We start from the raw sequence: 16307 nt of genomic DNA on the forward strand, positions 1-16307 counted from the left end.
TTGATCAATCTTTTTTTCAAAACGGGTTCTTATCGTTTAACTTAAAATACGGGTTTGGGGGATATTTCTGATCAAACTTTATTCCAAACCAACAGCTAACTGCTTTTTATTATTAAGTATGTTCCAAAATGATGAATTCCTACCTATTAGGTTAGCTCATGCTATCTACAAAAGGAGTTTGACGTTTTACTTAAATCTCCTAAAGATACTCTACTCATATATTTTCCAATAAAAAAGGACAGATATATAATCTCTCCTTCTCATCCATGTACTATATAATTAGCGAGTGAATCCACCGCCAAGGTGTGGGTCAGTGTTGATTTTTACTTGATTTAGAAATGTAAAATGTTTAAAAATTCTACCTATGTAATTTATAAACTTGCAAATTATAACGTAACTAATACTATTCAACACATACATATAACACTAGCAGTTTTTAATTTTTTATCATCTAAAATAGAATTATGTACTTTTATACCGATACATTCTAAATGATGACACTTACAATTATTTTTAATTACAAAATAATTAACCATATGAATTAATTAAGGATGTGAAATACCAGTGGGTATAACTGCAAATACTTTTTAATGATGTCATGAATCGGGAAATTAAATCAGTTGTAGATTCATTTTTAAATAAGGGATATTTTATAATGTAGGATTATGTATTAATGAAGAAATAATTCTGTTTACAAGATCATCTGTTATCCACTCTGTTTGCATATTGTCGGAATCACTTTGATTCATCGAATCAATAAACTTTTTGAATTTCGGAAACAAGACTATGGAGGTAATACAATAAATCGCATGGTTTGTCGAAAAGAAATGAAAAACTCCTTGTTCTTTCCCTTCCAATAAGATTTCTTTTAATTGTCCAAAATTCCCAATAATATATGGTTTTATTTTTTCTAATTGTGAACTTTCTTTGATAATTGCCTCATATGCAAGCGTTCCAATTTCAGGATGTTGTTTTATATGTGTAATAAAGAAAGTTAAATATTGTCTTAGAGCAGTTTTAGGATTATGTTGCGTTTCTTCAAGAAAATTTGGTAGTTTTTTTTGCAAAACCATATTTTTTGAATACCTCTAAATAAAGGTTCTCTTTACCGTTAAAGTAATACGAAGCCATAGCAACATTCACTTTTGCTTCTTTTGCAATTTCTTGGATACTTGTACCATCATAGCCACGCTCTCCAAATTTTTTCTTAGCCGCTTCTAAAATATTTTCAATTGTTTGTTCGCGAGATTTCCCCATTCTGTACACCTCATATTAAAATTAATGAATTTCAAAAATATTATGTGCTTTATATCACAAATTTTTCATGAAATTTAATTATATATTTTAAATAACAATTTAACAAATGATTGAATATTTAGCACTTCTTATAAACTCCTTTTCTCCCCACTAATAAAAAAAGCTAGAGACTATCTATTTCAATAGTTAATCTCTACCCTTTTATTGGAATAATTAAAAGTTAAAGGATATTGGTTTTTTTTAATCTCAATATACGCCCCTTTTATTTTTTTATCATTAATTGTGTTAGCAATATAACTCACAATAGTTGAATGTTATATTCGTAATCATTTACAAAAATTTCACAAAAATGAATATGAACCGCCTTTGTATTCCACTGGCTCAACTTTAAAAATGACTTTTCGATCTTGATAACGTACGAAATTCGCGTTTAGCTGGCGAGACCCCATGCCCATCAAGCTAACCAAGTAAATTATTAGGTACGAAATGATCCTTGTTTCAAAACTAGCAAGTGATAAAAAGTAAGCATGCTAAAGAAGCCTATTAAAACGCGATTTTTTCGCTAGGCAGCTTGTCTATGCTTCACTGTCGTTTTATACACAATCCCTAGAATATCAAAGACGGTCATCTTCTTATGCCTATGACATTTACGACCGTTCTTTTTGAGCAGTTGATAAAGGCGATGCAGAATTTTTAAAAGTTCTTCTGTGGCAAAAGCTATCGCTTGAAACAGTAACGGAAAGTAATCTTTAATTATATAAATCGCTTTGTATTCACTCAGTTCCTGCTTTTTCTTTTCAAGCAGAAACTGACGCATTTGAAACATCGTAGAAGAACAGAGGAGAATGCTGATGAGTTGTCCATATAAATGGCACTCTAGGCGTTCTCTTTTTATATTTTTGCATTCATCAATTTCAAAGAATGACTTCCACGTTTCAAATAAAATTTCAATCTGCCAACGCAGTGAATATAATGAATGCACGCAGTTTGTCGGTACTTCTTCTAGCGACGTATTCGTGATATACACATTCATGCCCATTAAACGTTTACTTTTATCCTTCATGACAATGCCTTTCTTCTTTTCACGTATCGCTTGATTTTTTAGACGTGTTTGCGTTTGATCATCAGTTAAACGATGGATAATGACACGTGCTGGAAGTTTCTGATTTTGGCCAATGTATGCCTCTTGGATTTCTATCGTTTCACCAGGGGGTAGGCCAGACAGCATTTGTGTCATATCAAGCTGGATGTATTCTGTTTGCTTTTTTAACATGCCGTTGTTGAAGTATTCTGGCTCAGGGTTCTTGATATAAATCCGTGTATTCAGCTTCAACCGAGAGATATAGTAAGCTCCTTTATCATGAATAGTTTGCAAGTCCCCTAAATCGAAGTAACCAAGATTACGTAAACATAAATCGCCCGCCTCTACGGTTTTAAGGCAGTTGGTACCGTATGTTTTATCATTATTCTTTCCTGGTCCAAGCTGCATGTTAAGGAATTGACCACTAAGCAAATCATATTCCAATTGAATTTTCACGCCTGCCGTATTACTACTCCCACCTGAACCTTGATAGTCAGTAGCGAATTGATCAGGTAGTTGAAACACTGTTGCATCTAGAATACGGATACGATTGAAAGTAGAGATTATATGTGCAGAAAGTGAGTGATTTGAACAGAGTTTTTGTGTGAGAAGGGAAGTAAACACTTCTCGAAGAAATGCGACAGCTGCTGGATTAAAGCGTTGATTCAGTCCTTCTGGACTCATAAGTGTAGCTGTATTTACATAAAGCTGACTACATAATCGAGTAAGAGAATCGCTTGCTACGTGTTGACTAATCCAAATACATAAAGCGACCAAATCTCGTGCGCCATACTTACTTTTCCGTTTTACAAAACCTGTCTCTTGTGCGAGTTGTTGAAGAATATGTGGAGATAGATATCGCTGTAGTTCTTTAGCGAATAAATGAAACTCATCATGAATCGATAGAGTCATACAAAACGCCATCCTTTCTGTATGTTTCTACAAAAAGAATAGCGTTTTTTTGATTATATGGATACAAATTTATCTTAGTTTGATAAGGATGTATGGTGACCTCAATTAGACCAAAGATTTCTCTTTGGTTGAGTCTCGCCTCCGACCTTTACTTATGAAAAATCATGTCACATTGTAACAAAAATGAATTATTGGATAAATTTAATATTTTCAATAAGATTGTTAAGTAAAAATTAATTTTTAGCAGATATTATTCATTTAAAATTATGTTTTACACAACGAACGAAATGTTAAATTCATAAAACCAGTGATATCCTGCATACATACTGATATCACTGGTTTTAAATTAGATTAAATGAGTATATTAATAGCAAATTCGTATGAAATTAATGAATAGTTTTTCATTGACGAATAATCTAAAGTACGGTATTTTAAAAATGACCGATGGTCAAATTAGAGGAGATTACAGTGTTTTTGGAGTGAAAATTACCGATAATCAATTTTGGAGGGGATTAATATGGTGAATATTATGACAGTTGGAGAAAAAGCTAAAAAATCAAAAAAAATTGCTGAAGCAGCGTTAAGTTTATTTGAAACAAAGTCTTTTAACGATATCTCAATGGCTGAGATTGCAAAAAATGCGGGTGTAGCTAAAGGAACACTGTTTAATTACTACGAAACGAAAGAGAGTATCTTTATGGACTTGCTTTTGACGGGTTATCAAGAATACTTTTCGACTTTGAATCAAAAAATTGCTGATAAAGGGAGTCTTACGATTGCAGAACTTAAACAATTATTGCTAGAAGAAACAAAAATTTTAATTCAACAACACACTATTTTAGTTCGTCTTAATGCGTTGAGAGAACCAGTGTTGGAGGGACATGCGAATATGAATCAAACATTGATTGGCAGAAAAGAGTTGAACAAGATAACTAGTCAATTAGGACAAACCATTGCTAATAAGATAGAAAATATTATACCACAAGAAGCTAGTCGTTTATTTATCATTCAAAGCGCAATTATCAGCGGGCTTTTGAATATGGCAAATTTAGATGAATTCAATCATCAATCGTTAAATCAAGAATTCGAAGCTTTCCAATTTAATTTGGAAGAAGAGGCAATAAAAGCCTTTGAATTCTATTTGAATGGATTTTTATTACAGAAAGATAAAATAGAATAGAGGAATTAATATGAAAAAAGAAATGATACGAAACTTTTCCATTATCGCACATATTGATCATGGAAAATCTACTTTAGCTGATCGGATTATGGAACTGACAGAGACAATCAGCAGTCGTGAAATTAAAAATCAATTGCTAGATGATATGGCAGTTGAACAAGCTCATGGAATCACCGTCAAATCAAGAACAGTACGAAATTTCTATAAGGCGAATGATGGCAATGAGTATAAATATAATCTGATTGATACTCCTGGACATGTCGATTTTTCTTATGAAGTGTCGAAAAGTTTAGCCGCTAGTGAAGGAGCGCTACTGCTTGTTGATGCTACTCAAGGAATTCAGGCTCAGACAGTAGCTAATTATCGTTTGGCGAAAGAAAATCATTTGACAGTTATTCCCGTCATCAACAAGATTGATAGCCCAATTGCGGATGTTGAGAAGGTCGAACATCAAATTAGACAACTAGACGAAAGTTTTTCGGAGGTAGAAATCTTAAAAATATCAGCTAAAAACGGTTTTGGTATCCATGAAGTTTTAGAAGCTATTTACCAACGAATTCCTGCACCTAATGGAGAAAAAGAACAGCCTTTAAAAGCTTTAGTTTTTGACTCATTGTTCGATCCATTTAAAGGTATCATTGCCTATGTGCGTATTTATGATGGAATGATCACGAAAAATAGCAAATTGATGTTCATGGCTAATGGACAACGCTTCCTGACTAATGAAATTGGAATTTTCACGCCAAGTATGGTAGCAGTAAATGAGTTAAACCCAGGCGATGTTGGTTATATAGTTACAGGCTTGAAAGAGCCAAAATTAGTTCGCATAGGGGATACCTTGACAAACTATGAAGAGCCAACAAGCGATCCATTAAAAGGTTATGAACCGGCGCAATCCATGGTTTTTGCTGGATTTTATCCTAAAAATAATGACTATAATAAATTAAAATCAGCTATTGAAAAATTGGCATTGAACGATTCTTCGTTTCAATTTGCTTTGGAGACTTCGGATGCTTTAGGACCAGGTTTCCGATGTGGATTTTTAGGAGTATTGCATCTGCAAATTATTCGTGAGCGTTTAGAAAATGAATATGGGCTAGAAGTTTTGACAACCTCGCCAAATGTTACGTATCATGTTCATTTAAAACATCATGCCGATAAAGATATTCAAGTAGTAAATAATCCAGTAGAATTTCCTGATTTCTCACTTATTGATTATGTAGAAGAACCTTATGTACAAGCTGAGATTACAACTCCAAATGACAGTTTGGGAACGATTATGAAATTAGCTGAGAAACACAAGGGAATTTTGCAGACGATGGAAAATGAGGCAGATTTGATAACGTTAAAGTATAATATGCCGCTATCAGAAATAGCATATGACTTCTTTAGTCATTTGAAATCAGCTTCTCACGGGTATGCGACAATGAATACAACTTTTATCGGATATGAACTAGCGGACGTTGTAAAAGTTGAAGTCCATATCAACTATGCAAAAGTTGATGCGTTATCATTTGTTCTTCATAGAGAAGATGCACCAATGATGACGCAGTCACTTGTACAAAAATTAAAATACAATGTTCCTAGAAAACTTTATCCGATGCCAGCACAAGCAATTGTTGAGGGTAAATCAATTGCGAGAGTTGATATTCCACCACTAAGAAAAAATGCAGCTACTAATGGTGAAAAACGGAGTATATCCAAAAAACAAGCTTTGCTTCGACGACAAAGTGCGAACAAACGACAAGCAGCGCATAGTGATGTTACCCTAACACAAGAGGTATTTAATAGTATTTTAGAGTTAGATGTATAAGGGGTACCACCTCATCGCTATCAAGTTAAGCCCATACAACGTCACTTATAGTATGAGATTTTCTCCCGTTTTTCTATGACTATATAACAAAGGGATAGATACAGATAATGTAAAAGAATTTATGCTTAATATCGTTATTCAATGGACAACGTTGTCAATAATTGTCGACTACCTTAGTTGAGTTTTAATTCCTCATAAATTTAGGTTAACACATAAAGAATTTTACATTGATTATTAACCATATATCACTTTGATTTATGTAGCAATTTTTATTAGTCATTATATAGTTGGTTTTTTTATCATTTAACCGATTCATCCCCCCTCCTCTAAATGGATTGAAGATGCGGGGTGAATCGTTTTTTCTTTTTGGGGGCACTTCAAAATGTTAGCTTGATGGGCATGTGGCGAGACCCCATCACCATCAAACTAAGATTTTATAGTAATCCCAGAACGAAAATTTGTGCTAACTTGTAGTGAAAAGCTCATTTTTCGTTTTGGGATATTCGTTTTTCTTGGTTTGATGGTGATAAAGTGGTACCCATAAATCTAAACCATCTATTATGTCAAAAAAATCAAAATAATAGGAATAAAAAATACTAACACGTTTAACATCATTCCGATTTTTGCACAAATACTTTTGTTTTCTATATATGATAAAACAGCTAGGATAAATCCGATCGCACAAAGAAATGTTGTTGAAAAAATCGAAGCTCCAAATAATGCAGTTAATATGATTCTGTATTTAACATTAATAAAACATATCATTAATAAAATCGGTATTAAAATTGATATGCTTATATTTATACTACTTTTTTTCATCATAATATCCCTTTCTAAAATAACATATGAAGAGAGCACAAATCGGAATTTCTTTATAGGATTACGGCCAGGATTTCGGAAAAAAACCACATTTGAAATACGGATTAAAAGTCAATTTTATTTCTACATAAACTAGGTTTTCCTAAACAAACATGTCTATTATCACATGCTATTACATTAATTTAAACATTTAAATGAAGACGAAAAACTCCAACAATAACAATTTTTAAAAATATAAATCATAAATAGATGCTCTTCTTACATATATAATACAGAGCTTGTCCTATTAAATATTAAGTTAAGTAAGAAGGGAGAATCCCTCTTGAAAAAAGTATTATTATTTGGAGACCCAGGTATAGATGATTCTTTGGCAATTATATATGGTTTATTGCATCCTGAAATTGAGATTGTAGGAATTGTTACAAGTTATGGAAATGTTACAAAAGAACAAACGACTCGAAATGCTGTTTACTTATTACAATTAGCTGGAAGAACAGATATCCCTGTTATCAGTGGTGCCTCTTTACCATTTCTTAATGGTTTCACTGCTTATTATCCAGAAATACATGGTGCAGAAGGACTTGGACCTATCCAACCACCAGAAAGTGTAGCATCAATTCCTATTCATAATTTTAGTCTAATTCTGTCAATTATTGAAAAATATAAGGAAGAATTAACAATTGTTGATGTAGGTAGATCCACTTCTCTTGCAATCGCTTTAAACCTTTGGAAAGAAACAATGCAAAGCATAAAAGAAATATACATAATGTCCGGAGTATTTCTTCAACCAGGAAACGTCTCACCTATAGCTGAAGCAAATGCATATGGTGATCCAGTTTCAACCCGGTTTGTAATTAATCAATCTAAAAATTTAACAATAATTCCTTTAAACGTAACAAATTCAGCTATTTTACTTCCAAATGAAGCAGAATATATTGCAGAACACACTACTACCCCATTTAAGTCATTAATTAAACCAATTTATGATTATTATTTTAGTGCCTATAAAAAATTAAACCCCAGTATTAAAGGTGCTCCTTTACATGATTTTGTTGCAATGAGTGCAATTGTCAATCCAGATTTTCTTCAATACATGTATCGAAAAGTAGAGATTGATTTAGAATCTTTAAGAGGACAAACTGTCGCAGATTTTCGTCCAGGTGCAAAAGCTGAGGGAGCTAGAATTGGATTGAAATTAAATCAAAAACAGTTTATTAAGAATTTCATGGAGATTATGATAGATAGAGGAGCAAATTAGAAAGTGAATTTATTCATTCGTATGTAAACCAGTGTGAAATAATAAATTTTCTTTAAATAACATACAATATACCTAAAAGGAGTATGTATGCATTTTTTTGTAGGATTTTTAAGATACTCAGTACTTACAATTGGGTGGATTTTTTGATACTGCTTTGGTATGAAATATTCTTTTTATAAAAACTCTACTATTTCATTCATACTACTCAAGAATCCTAAGTGACACAAAATGTGTCTTTTTTTATGCACAACTAATTGGCGACCATTGCAAAAAGAAGATGACACAGTTGAACTTAATTATTCTCCATCATATCAAGAAATCGATTGATATGCTCTAAAGGTTACCCCAGTATATGAGTAATATTAATATGTCAAAAACACCTTAATACAAATAAGGTGTTTTTCATATATTTCTTACTACAAATAAGGAAGGTATTATCCTTGTTGTATCTTTAATTTTAATCAATTCTATTATAATTACACAGATTGAAATATCTAATCAATTTCAAAAAAAGTACAAGGAATGTATATAAAAAGATCACTTGTCTTGAAAACAAGTAATCTTTTCATTAGATAAATTGCTACTTGCCAAAAGCAGGTAGTTGTTATCCTATTCATATGTTCAATAAATATTATAACACTTTTTTTAGTTATATAGACGGAATATCTTCTATTGAAATGAGTCCAAAAATATTTTAAAAGGTACCATTAATTATTTAGTATTTTAAAAATGCAATTTTGAATCTTTCGAAGCACTAAATCAGGTAGATTTTAATAAACTTCAAACTTTGTCTACATCAGAATTTAACAATTGAGTCCTAGTAATTAATGCTGGTAACATTACCAAAAGAGTCCTGATTGAAACGAACTCTTTTATGAGTTTTTACAAAAGTAAACTTTTAAACACATAATTACATTTTTATTATTTATTTTACCACTTGTACAGATGCTGGTTTCCACCCCTGATTCTCTACCCAATCAATATCAACCTTATATTTTATGTTACTTTGCTTATCTCGCACATTACCGTAGGCTTTATTATTACCATTATTCCCAATAAAATCGAAAATCAATTGGCTCTCTGGAACATCAACAGCATAAGAAATTGCTTTTTTCATCTCATTCCAATCTACTGTTCCTTCTTTAAATTTCATTTCAGGTTTAGCCCCTTGCTTTGTACCAATTGGCTTCCAAGAAGGATTAGTTTGAGAACCCTTTTCTTGAGATACCGATTTTTCTGCTTTTTGTTTCTCTTCTAACAGTGCTGCTTCTCTCTCTTCACGTTTCTTCTCTTCTAACAGTGCCGCTTCTTTCTCTTCACGTTTTTTCTCTTCTAACAGTGCCGCTTCTTTCTCTTCACGTTTCTTCTCCTCTAACAGTGCCGCTTCTTTCTCTTCACGTTTCTTCTCCTCTAACTGTGTCGCTTCTTTCTCTTTACGTTTCTTCTCCTCTAACTGTACTGCTTTCTTTTCTTGAGCAATTGCTTTCTTTGATGTATTAGAAGAGGTAAACAACTGGTATGTCACTATACCAACTGTCACTAATACCAAAGTAAATGCAATGTTAAAAATTGCCTTTTGACGACGGTTCTGTTGTTTTTCTTGAAATCTGCTTACTTGTCCCATTCTTCAAACCTCCGTGTTTACTTTCTCCTCTACTCTTTATGTATTATCCCTAAAATTCTTAATATTTTTATTAAATAATAGAAATACACTACACTTTCCATACAGGATTTCATACCATTATAAAATTTGTGTTTTTTCAAGCATCTGACATATGTTATTCAAAATAGTTTAATACATTAAAATTGATAAGTTTCCGCACTTAAACAACTTTCAATTTTATTCAAAGTTGATTCCAATTACGTCCACATTAGATCTCCAGTAGAAAGCTTTTTAACAATTAAACCTCTTCTTCCCTTATTTATAATTTTTAAATTAAATTTCCCTCTATAGTATAATAAAGATGCTTTGTTTTCTAATGGGGTATGTCGTAAAATCAAAAGGGATTTTATCTCTTTTACCTTCTTTTCAGAGTAAATTTCACCACTAGGAAATTCTATTATTCCTAATGTAATCATTAATTCACTCTCATCAAAAGGCCACTCCTTATTAAGTTCCCTTATCTTTTGTATAAAGCTTCTTTTGGTTTGTCCTATATAGAGCAATGTTACAGTCTTAGCATATACTCTAGAGATTGCAAATATCCCCTTCTTAGAAGCTTCTTCCCTATTATAAAAATCATTTATACTATACATTCCATACCATTTAATATGTACTGTTTCTATGAATCACACCTCATTTTTAGATAATATTATAATTTCTGAATGTTCAAATTATAATGAGTACATAGTCTTGATTACTTGAATTATAAATTGTGCTTTTCAATAATACATTTTATTATTACTAATTTCAATAATGCAGAAAAAATACAATATTATAGTTTAATTACAAAACTATCTAAAAACAAAGTGAAGTCGTACCAAATATTTTATTTTTTTCAATATCAGACTATCGTGAACAAAATAGAGAGTTATGGAATAAAATATAATGTGTATTTATATGTATTTCTTTGTGAACTCCCCGCCACTTAACGTCCTAACGGACTGTTTGAAGTGGTGGCTTCTCGGTTAGTCGTTACTTTTAATAGCTAACGAATTCGTCCTAGGACAACCGAGCTAACTCCCTTGTTCCAAGGGTTATTTTATTACTATCTATGCTAACGCTAATAGGCGTATTGCTTCATTTTTGATATTGATAGCTGCGTTATAATCTCTGTCGAGATTTACACCGCATATACAAGAATAGACTCGCTCAGACAATGACATATTTTTCACATTACCACAACTGCTACATGTTTTTGTGGAAGGAAACCATTTGTCTATTTTCACAAGCTGTTTGCCTTGTTCATTTAGTTTATAAGCTAAGAAAGCAGTGAACATACCCCAAGCATTATCAGCGACGCTTTTTCCAAAATGAAGTGCTTGCGACATTCCCTTCATATTTAGATCTTCAATAGCTACAACATCAAAATGAGTAGCTAACTCTTTAGACTTATGATGAAGGAAGTTCTTACGTTGGTTTGCTACTTTTTCATGCAGCTTAGCTACACGGATACGTTGTTTATTCCAACGCCCTGAACCTTTTGTACGTCTTGATAATACTCGTTGAGCTTTTGCTAATCGGTCTAACATTTCACGATAGAACTTAGGATAATTGGCTCTCTCATCCTCAGAACTGACGTATAATTGATCCATCGCAAAGTCTAATCCAACAACTGTTTCTACTTCTTTTTGTACGATCTCTTTTTCGTATTCAGTCAAAATGGACACATAGTATTTACCAGTAGGTGTCATAGAAATCGTACATGACTTGATTATATGGTCTTGTGGTATTTCTCTATGCTGTTTGATACGTACCATTTTCAGTTTTGGCAATTTGATATGACTGTTAAGCAACATAATATTTCCGTTCACTACATTCGTTGTATAAGACTTTCTGTCTTTTTTGCTTTTGAATGTTGGGAAGTCATTTTGACCACGAAAGAAATTTTTATAGGCAGTTTGCAAGTTTAGTTGAGCATTTGCCAAAGCTAATGAATCAACTTCTTTTAACCACTCAAATTCTGCTTTGTATTTCGCGGGAGTGGGAAGCTTTTGTTTCTTTAATTGATCCTTATCATCTTTATGTTTTTCATACGCTTCTTTCCGTTCAGCTAACATTCTGTTATACACGAAACGTACACAACCGAAGGTTTTACGTATAAGATGTGCTTGGTCTTCTGTTGGATACAAACGGAATTTATATGCTTTATTCTGCTTTGTCATATCATTTCACCTCACTTTTCACTTTGATTTTCAATATATGTTTTTACTACGTCTATTGGCGAACCACCAGTAGTTAGCAAGCAAAAACTTCTTGACCAAAACATCTCTTTCCAAAGTTTCTTTTTCACTTGTGGAAAGTCTCTTTTAATAAGCCGAGAACTTGCACTTTTATAAGCATTGATGAATTTTGTCATTTCTGTATTAGGATGGGCCTTGAACAAAATATGAACATGGTCTACATCATGATTCCATTCAACTAATGTGATGTTATAGTTTTCAGATAGTCGAACAAACATATCTTTTGCATAGTCTGACATATCATCATCAAACACATTTCTTCTGTATTTCACGACCAACACAAGATGATAATATAATAAGAATACTGAATGGTTATTACTATCTAATTTCATTTATATACCAACCTTTATAATTTATAAGACTGATTATATCAGAGGCAAAATAAAAAGAAAAACCTTTTGGCTACGCCAAACCGAAATTCATCTCCCACCTACCGTTGGGCTATGCCCTTCACACGCTTGAGGAAGGAGAATTCTTTCGTGAAATTCGTTAAATTCTTTTTTTCCAGATAGGGCATACATTATATCTTGATGCTTTATCGTCCTCTAATGATTACCTGGTATCCGGAAATTGTTTCGGTGTTCTTTAATTGTAATTAAAGTTTGAACTTCTACGTTCAATACTTTTGCGAGGACATGATAGTTATATCTATTATCTAACTAAGAAATTATTTCATAAAACATAGTTTTCCTTCCACCTCTTTCACACTTTCTACACCCTAGTTTTACAAAATAAGAAATCATCCATACTTATATTTATTACTTTCTGTTATCTCCTCTCTCTTGTTCTATATAAAGTCTATCTAAATTTTAATTGCCTACTAAAAAATAACGAATTTGCAGGATGATTGAAAAAAGCCAAGTGCATTGCGCTCAGCTTTATGGTCGATTAAACAATTTTACTTCAGAAGTATTGAACTGATGTATATAATCTTTAGTGCAAGTATATCCTGAATCAATGAGTGTTTTCTTTTCTTCTTCTGTGATATTAAAATTAATTGACGACGTAAAGAACGTATTGATAAATACAGTACGAGCGGCATCTTCTTTTGTTGTTTTTCCGCTCGCTTGTCCCTTGATCATGGTTTGAGACAAATTCCATACAAAATCAATAAGTGAATGGCCAATATGATGTTTTTTTGCACTTGCTATATGTTTCAACATGGCAATCTCAGCACGAGATTCTAAACGGAAACCTAGTGTTTCCTTGTTATACACAATTTCATCTGCAGGATCAAAAAAAGATACATTGTATTTCGTATGTAAGCTTCTTAATGCAGAATGCTGATCCGTATTACTTACCAGTTTATTAACCTCGTCAATTGTGTCTGTGGTCGTTAAGTGTTCTTCTTTACTCACAAAACTTTTGCGATCAAATAACCGGATTGGATAGTTATCGAGTACACCTCCGTCTACATAATAATCTTCCTCCCATTCCACAGATTTGAAAAAGAATGGGATGGACATCGAAATCCGCACGGCAACTACTAACGGGACATCAGGCGTAGTCTCACGAGAAAACGTGCGAAGCTGATGTGTAGAAACGTTTGTTCCTTGGAAAAACACGTCTTTTCCTGTTTTTTCATATAACTGCTGAAAGGTTGTGTCCTTACTCCCTGTCCATTTTTCAATTATCGCACCTATCCACTCAGTGAAGAAATCCCCTTTATAAATGCCAAAACCATCAAAAAATAGACGAATGTTATCTTGGATAAACAAAAAATCATGATCTTTAAATGCTTTAAAATTCATATCTTTGTGGATTTTTACGACATCTGCGAATGGAATGGAAAGACCTAAAAGTAATGCAGTAATCGCTCCTGCAGAAGTCCCCCCAAATCGTTGTATTTCTGGCAAAATCTCTTCATCGTTTAGTGCGCGGATGGCACCAATAAAAGCGACCCCTTTTACCCCGCCTCCTTCAAATACTAAATTACGAAATGGATATGTCATTATATACCTCCAGTAGAGAAATTTTAGATCTGTTATAGTATCGGAATTATATTGAAATATATTCCAAATAATATTAAGAACGTTTCATGCTACGCGATACGTATGACGGATTTATCTTTATTCAATGGATGAATTGTTTGAAAGAGAAGGAATTTGCTTGGAATGGTAATGTAGGATATGAAATAAGAAACGGAGCGCATATTTGGGTGCTCTTATCCTAAGTATACCTGAGTCTATTTGTTTCCTTCCCGAAAGAGAGAAATAGTTTTGTTCCCATTCATGAAATAGTACAATGTATGCATAATTACATATCTAATTAATTGCTTTTAGTGTTATATTTTAATAGCGATGAATGCTATTATTTCATAAGTTGTCAACAAGCGTTATGTATGAGAAAAAGGAAGGGGCCAAATAGGCACCTTCCTTTTTCTACCAATTAACTAAATTACTCTCTGGTAAAACTTTAAATAGTGATGCAAATAAGTTGCATCACTTTTTTAGATAAATAAGGGAAGTAACTCTTACGATTCAATGAGTCTTTTTTCCTGCCTTTGAAAAGTTCGTTTAGGCTTCAATGCCCTTATTCAATGATATTTCAGCAGTTTCTTTATTTTTCATATTTAATATTTTGTTCCTTAGCTATGAATATACTTAGAAAACCTCTAAAAACTATTTGATAATATTTTAGAATCTAACTTTCTTATAATACTCTTTGCTATTTCTTCAATATTTTCATTTAGAAAGAAATGATTACCTTCAAAAGAATGAAGAGTACACGTTTTACTTGTATATTTCTCCCATATTATTACTTGATCATATGTAGTAAATTCATCATTTTCCCCATTAAATATAAGAAAATCAATATCACATGGTTGTATATTATTGTCATGAATATATGTCTCGACAATTTTAAAATCTGCTCTTAGAATTGGGAGAAAAATCTCCATTAATTCTTCTGATTGAAGTACCCCGGACGGTGTACCTCCCATTGCAATAACTTCTCTTTTAAATTGCTCATTAGAAAGATTATGTCGGATATTTTTTATTTTACTATTTGGATGATTTCTACCGGACAAAACAAGAAATTCAGGCGATACATTTTTAGAATCTTTTATTTTTCTGGCTACTTCATAGGCGATCAAACTTCCCATGCTATGCCCGAATAGAATGTAGGGCGAATCATCTATCTGCATAACTATTTTATTGTAGACATCATTTACTGCCTCTTCCATACTTTGGTACAAGTTTTCTTCAATTCTATACCCTCTACCAGCTAACTCTATTGGGACTACCTCAATATATGGATTAAAGTGATTTTTCCATTTTGCGTAACTAAACGCAGATCCCCCAGCGTGTGGAAAGCAAAAAAGTTTAGTCTTCTGCATTGATTTTCTCCTTACTTTCAAATTTGTATATATTTTGGCAAATTGCATAAATGTCTTTAATTATTATCTCTTGCGGAAATTCATCCCTTGTTGCACAAGCAGATATCTTATAATTTGGCTCAATGTTATATTGTCTAAAGTAAAAGTTTTGAGGTATATACTTATATGAAATTAAAGTTGGTGACTCTTTTTTTATAGAGAATGAATTTAACGGGATATAAAGCCCTTTTCCAATCGTTTTTATATAACTTTCTTTTAATGTCCATAAATCATAAAAATAATTAATTTGTTCATCAGAATTTATATTAGATATATCATAAAATTCTTCCTCTGAAAAAAATTCATTTGCTAATTTAAGAGCCTCTATCTCTGAAACCTTTTCTATATCAATACCCACATTAAAATTAGCAGTAGTACAAACCACCCATTCTCCTGAATGTGACAGATTAAAATGAAAGTCAGAAAAATTTTCAACAAAAGGCTTTCCATACTCATTATATATAAATCTAATTTCTTCATTATTAATTTTATACTTTTGGCAGATTAGAGATCGGATTAGTAAATCCCCTATCAGGGTCCTATTAATGTCGCATGAGTTTAATAAACGCTTCATTCGTTCTTTCTTCTCATTTGAAACCAAGTTACTAAGTTGCTTAAACAAATGACTTTCAATATTCTTTGGTATTTTCACAGCTTGAATGTGTATGATAAATCACTTCCTTTTTTAAAGGATGGCTTCATATATGT

Annotated in this window: 11 protein-coding genes and 2 pseudogenes; 3 read left to right on the plus strand and 10 right to left on the minus strand. The window is 32.3% G+C overall.

Features of this window, described 5'->3' with window-relative positions; genetic code table 11:
- Window positions 1-650: 650 nt before the first annotated feature.
- Together AC2CGR_RS22935 and AC2CGR_RS22940 are read right to left on the minus strand one after the other, a co-directional pair.
- Window positions 651-1257: pseudogene (locus AC2CGR_RS22935) on the minus strand (TetR/AcrR family transcriptional regulator).
- 562 nt (window positions 1258-1819) lie between these two features.
- Complete coding sequence (locus AC2CGR_RS22940) at window positions 1820-3250, minus strand: IS4 family transposase (protein ID WP_484481207.1); 1431 nt, start codon at window positions 3248-3250, stop codon at window positions 1820-1822.
- Window positions 3251-3767: 517 nt separating this feature from the next.
- Between AC2CGR_RS22940 and AC2CGR_RS22945 the strand changes: the two genes are divergently transcribed.
- From AC2CGR_RS22945 to AC2CGR_RS22955, 3 genes are all read left to right on the plus strand, one after another.
- The gene (locus tag AC2CGR_RS22945) at window positions 3768-4430 is read left to right on the plus strand and encodes a TetR/AcrR family transcriptional regulator (RefSeq protein WP_484481208.1); all 663 of its coding nucleotides are present in this window, start codon (window positions 3768-3770) and stop codon (window positions 4428-4430) included.
- A gap of 10 nt (window positions 4431-4440) precedes the next feature.
- Window positions 4441-6243, plus strand: a complete 1803-nt coding sequence (lepA, locus tag AC2CGR_RS22950; protein ID WP_071717191.1) for a translation elongation factor 4 — start codon at window positions 4441-4443, stop codon at window positions 6241-6243.
- 1141 nt (window positions 6244-7384) lie between these two features.
- On the plus strand, window positions 7385-8320 hold the full coding sequence (locus AC2CGR_RS22955; protein ID WP_484481209.1) for a nucleoside hydrolase: 936 nt from the start codon (window positions 7385-7387) through the stop codon (window positions 8318-8320).
- A gap of 925 nt (window positions 8321-9245) precedes the next feature.
- Here AC2CGR_RS22955 and AC2CGR_RS22960 read toward each other — a convergent pair.
- From AC2CGR_RS22960 to AC2CGR_RS22995, 8 genes and pseudogenes are all read right to left on the minus strand, one after another.
- Entirely contained in the window at window positions 9246-9944 is a 699-nt protein-coding gene (locus tag AC2CGR_RS22960) for a YrrS family protein (protein ID WP_042514279.1), read from the minus strand.
- A gap of 236 nt (window positions 9945-10180) precedes the next feature.
- Window positions 10181-10576, minus strand: a complete 396-nt coding sequence (locus AC2CGR_RS22965; protein ID WP_000286903.1) for a hypothetical protein — start codon at window positions 10574-10576, stop codon at window positions 10181-10183.
- A gap of 456 nt (window positions 10577-11032) precedes the next feature.
- A complete protein-coding gene (locus AC2CGR_RS22970; protein WP_484481210.1) occupies window positions 11033-12145 on the minus strand; it encodes an RNA-guided endonuclease TnpB family protein in 1113 nt (370 codons plus the stop codon).
- Between the two features lie 11 nt (window positions 12146-12156).
- A complete protein-coding gene (gene tnpA, locus AC2CGR_RS22975) occupies window positions 12157-12555 on the minus strand; it encodes an IS200/IS605-like element ISBth16 family transposase (protein WP_000762752.1) in 399 nt (132 codons plus the stop codon).
- Window positions 12556-12768: 213 nt separating this feature from the next.
- A pseudogene (locus AC2CGR_RS22980) lies at window positions 12769-12918 on the minus strand (nucleotide excision repair endonuclease); the annotation flags it as partial.
- Window positions 12919-13101: 183 nt separating this feature from the next.
- Window positions 13102-14175: a patatin-like phospholipase family protein gene (locus tag AC2CGR_RS22985; protein WP_088297112.1), complete on the minus strand. Its 1074-nt coding sequence runs from the start codon at window positions 14173-14175 to the stop codon at window positions 13102-13104.
- A 662-nt stretch (window positions 14176-14837) separates the two neighbouring features.
- Entirely contained in the window at window positions 14838-15560 is a 723-nt protein-coding gene (locus tag AC2CGR_RS22990) for a thioesterase II family protein (protein ID WP_484481211.1), read from the minus strand.
- Complete coding sequence (locus AC2CGR_RS22995) at window positions 15547-16251, minus strand: 4'-phosphopantetheinyl transferase family protein (protein WP_061884170.1); 705 nt, start codon at window positions 16249-16251, stop codon at window positions 15547-15549. Before AC2CGR_RS22995 ends, AC2CGR_RS22990 begins: the two co-directional genes overlap by 14 nt.
- Window positions 16252-16307: the final 56 nt, after the last annotated feature.

Source organism: Bacillus sp. LSHTCR4, from assembly GCF_057197025.1.

What these genes read in the sequence shown, in the direction of transcription:
- AC2CGR_RS22945 (WP_484481208.1), top strand. Translation starts at nt 3,768, where the DNA reads ATGGTGAATATTATGACAGTTGGAGAAAAAGCTAAAAAATCAAAAAAA.
- AC2CGR_RS22970 (WP_484481210.1), bottom strand. Translation starts at nt 12,145, where the DNA reads ATGACAAAGCAGAATAAAGCATATAAATTCCGTTTGTATCCAACAGAA.
- AC2CGR_RS22940 (WP_484481207.1), bottom strand. Translation starts at nt 3,250, where the DNA reads ATGACTCTATCGATTCATGATGAGTTTCATTTATTCGCTAAAGAACTA.
- tnpA (WP_000762752.1), bottom strand. Translation starts at nt 12,555, where the DNA reads ATGAAATTAGATAGTAATAACCATTCAGTATTCTTATTATATTATCAT.
- AC2CGR_RS22985 (WP_088297112.1), bottom strand. Translation starts at nt 14,175, where the DNA reads ATGACATATCCATTTCGTAATTTAGTATTTGAAGGAGGCGGGGTAAAA.
- AC2CGR_RS22965 (WP_000286903.1), bottom strand. Translation starts at nt 10,576, where the DNA reads ATGTATAGTATAAATGATTTTTATAATAGGGAAGAAGCTTCTAAGAAG.
- lepA (WP_071717191.1), top strand. Translation starts at nt 4,441, where the DNA reads ATGAAAAAAGAAATGATACGAAACTTTTCCATTATCGCACATATTGAT.
- AC2CGR_RS22960 (WP_042514279.1), bottom strand. Translation starts at nt 9,944, where the DNA reads ATGGGACAAGTAAGCAGATTTCAAGAAAAACAACAGAACCGTCGTCAA.
- AC2CGR_RS22990 (WP_484481211.1), bottom strand. Translation starts at nt 15,560, where the DNA reads ATGCAGAAGACTAAACTTTTTTGCTTTCCACACGCTGGGGGATCTGCG.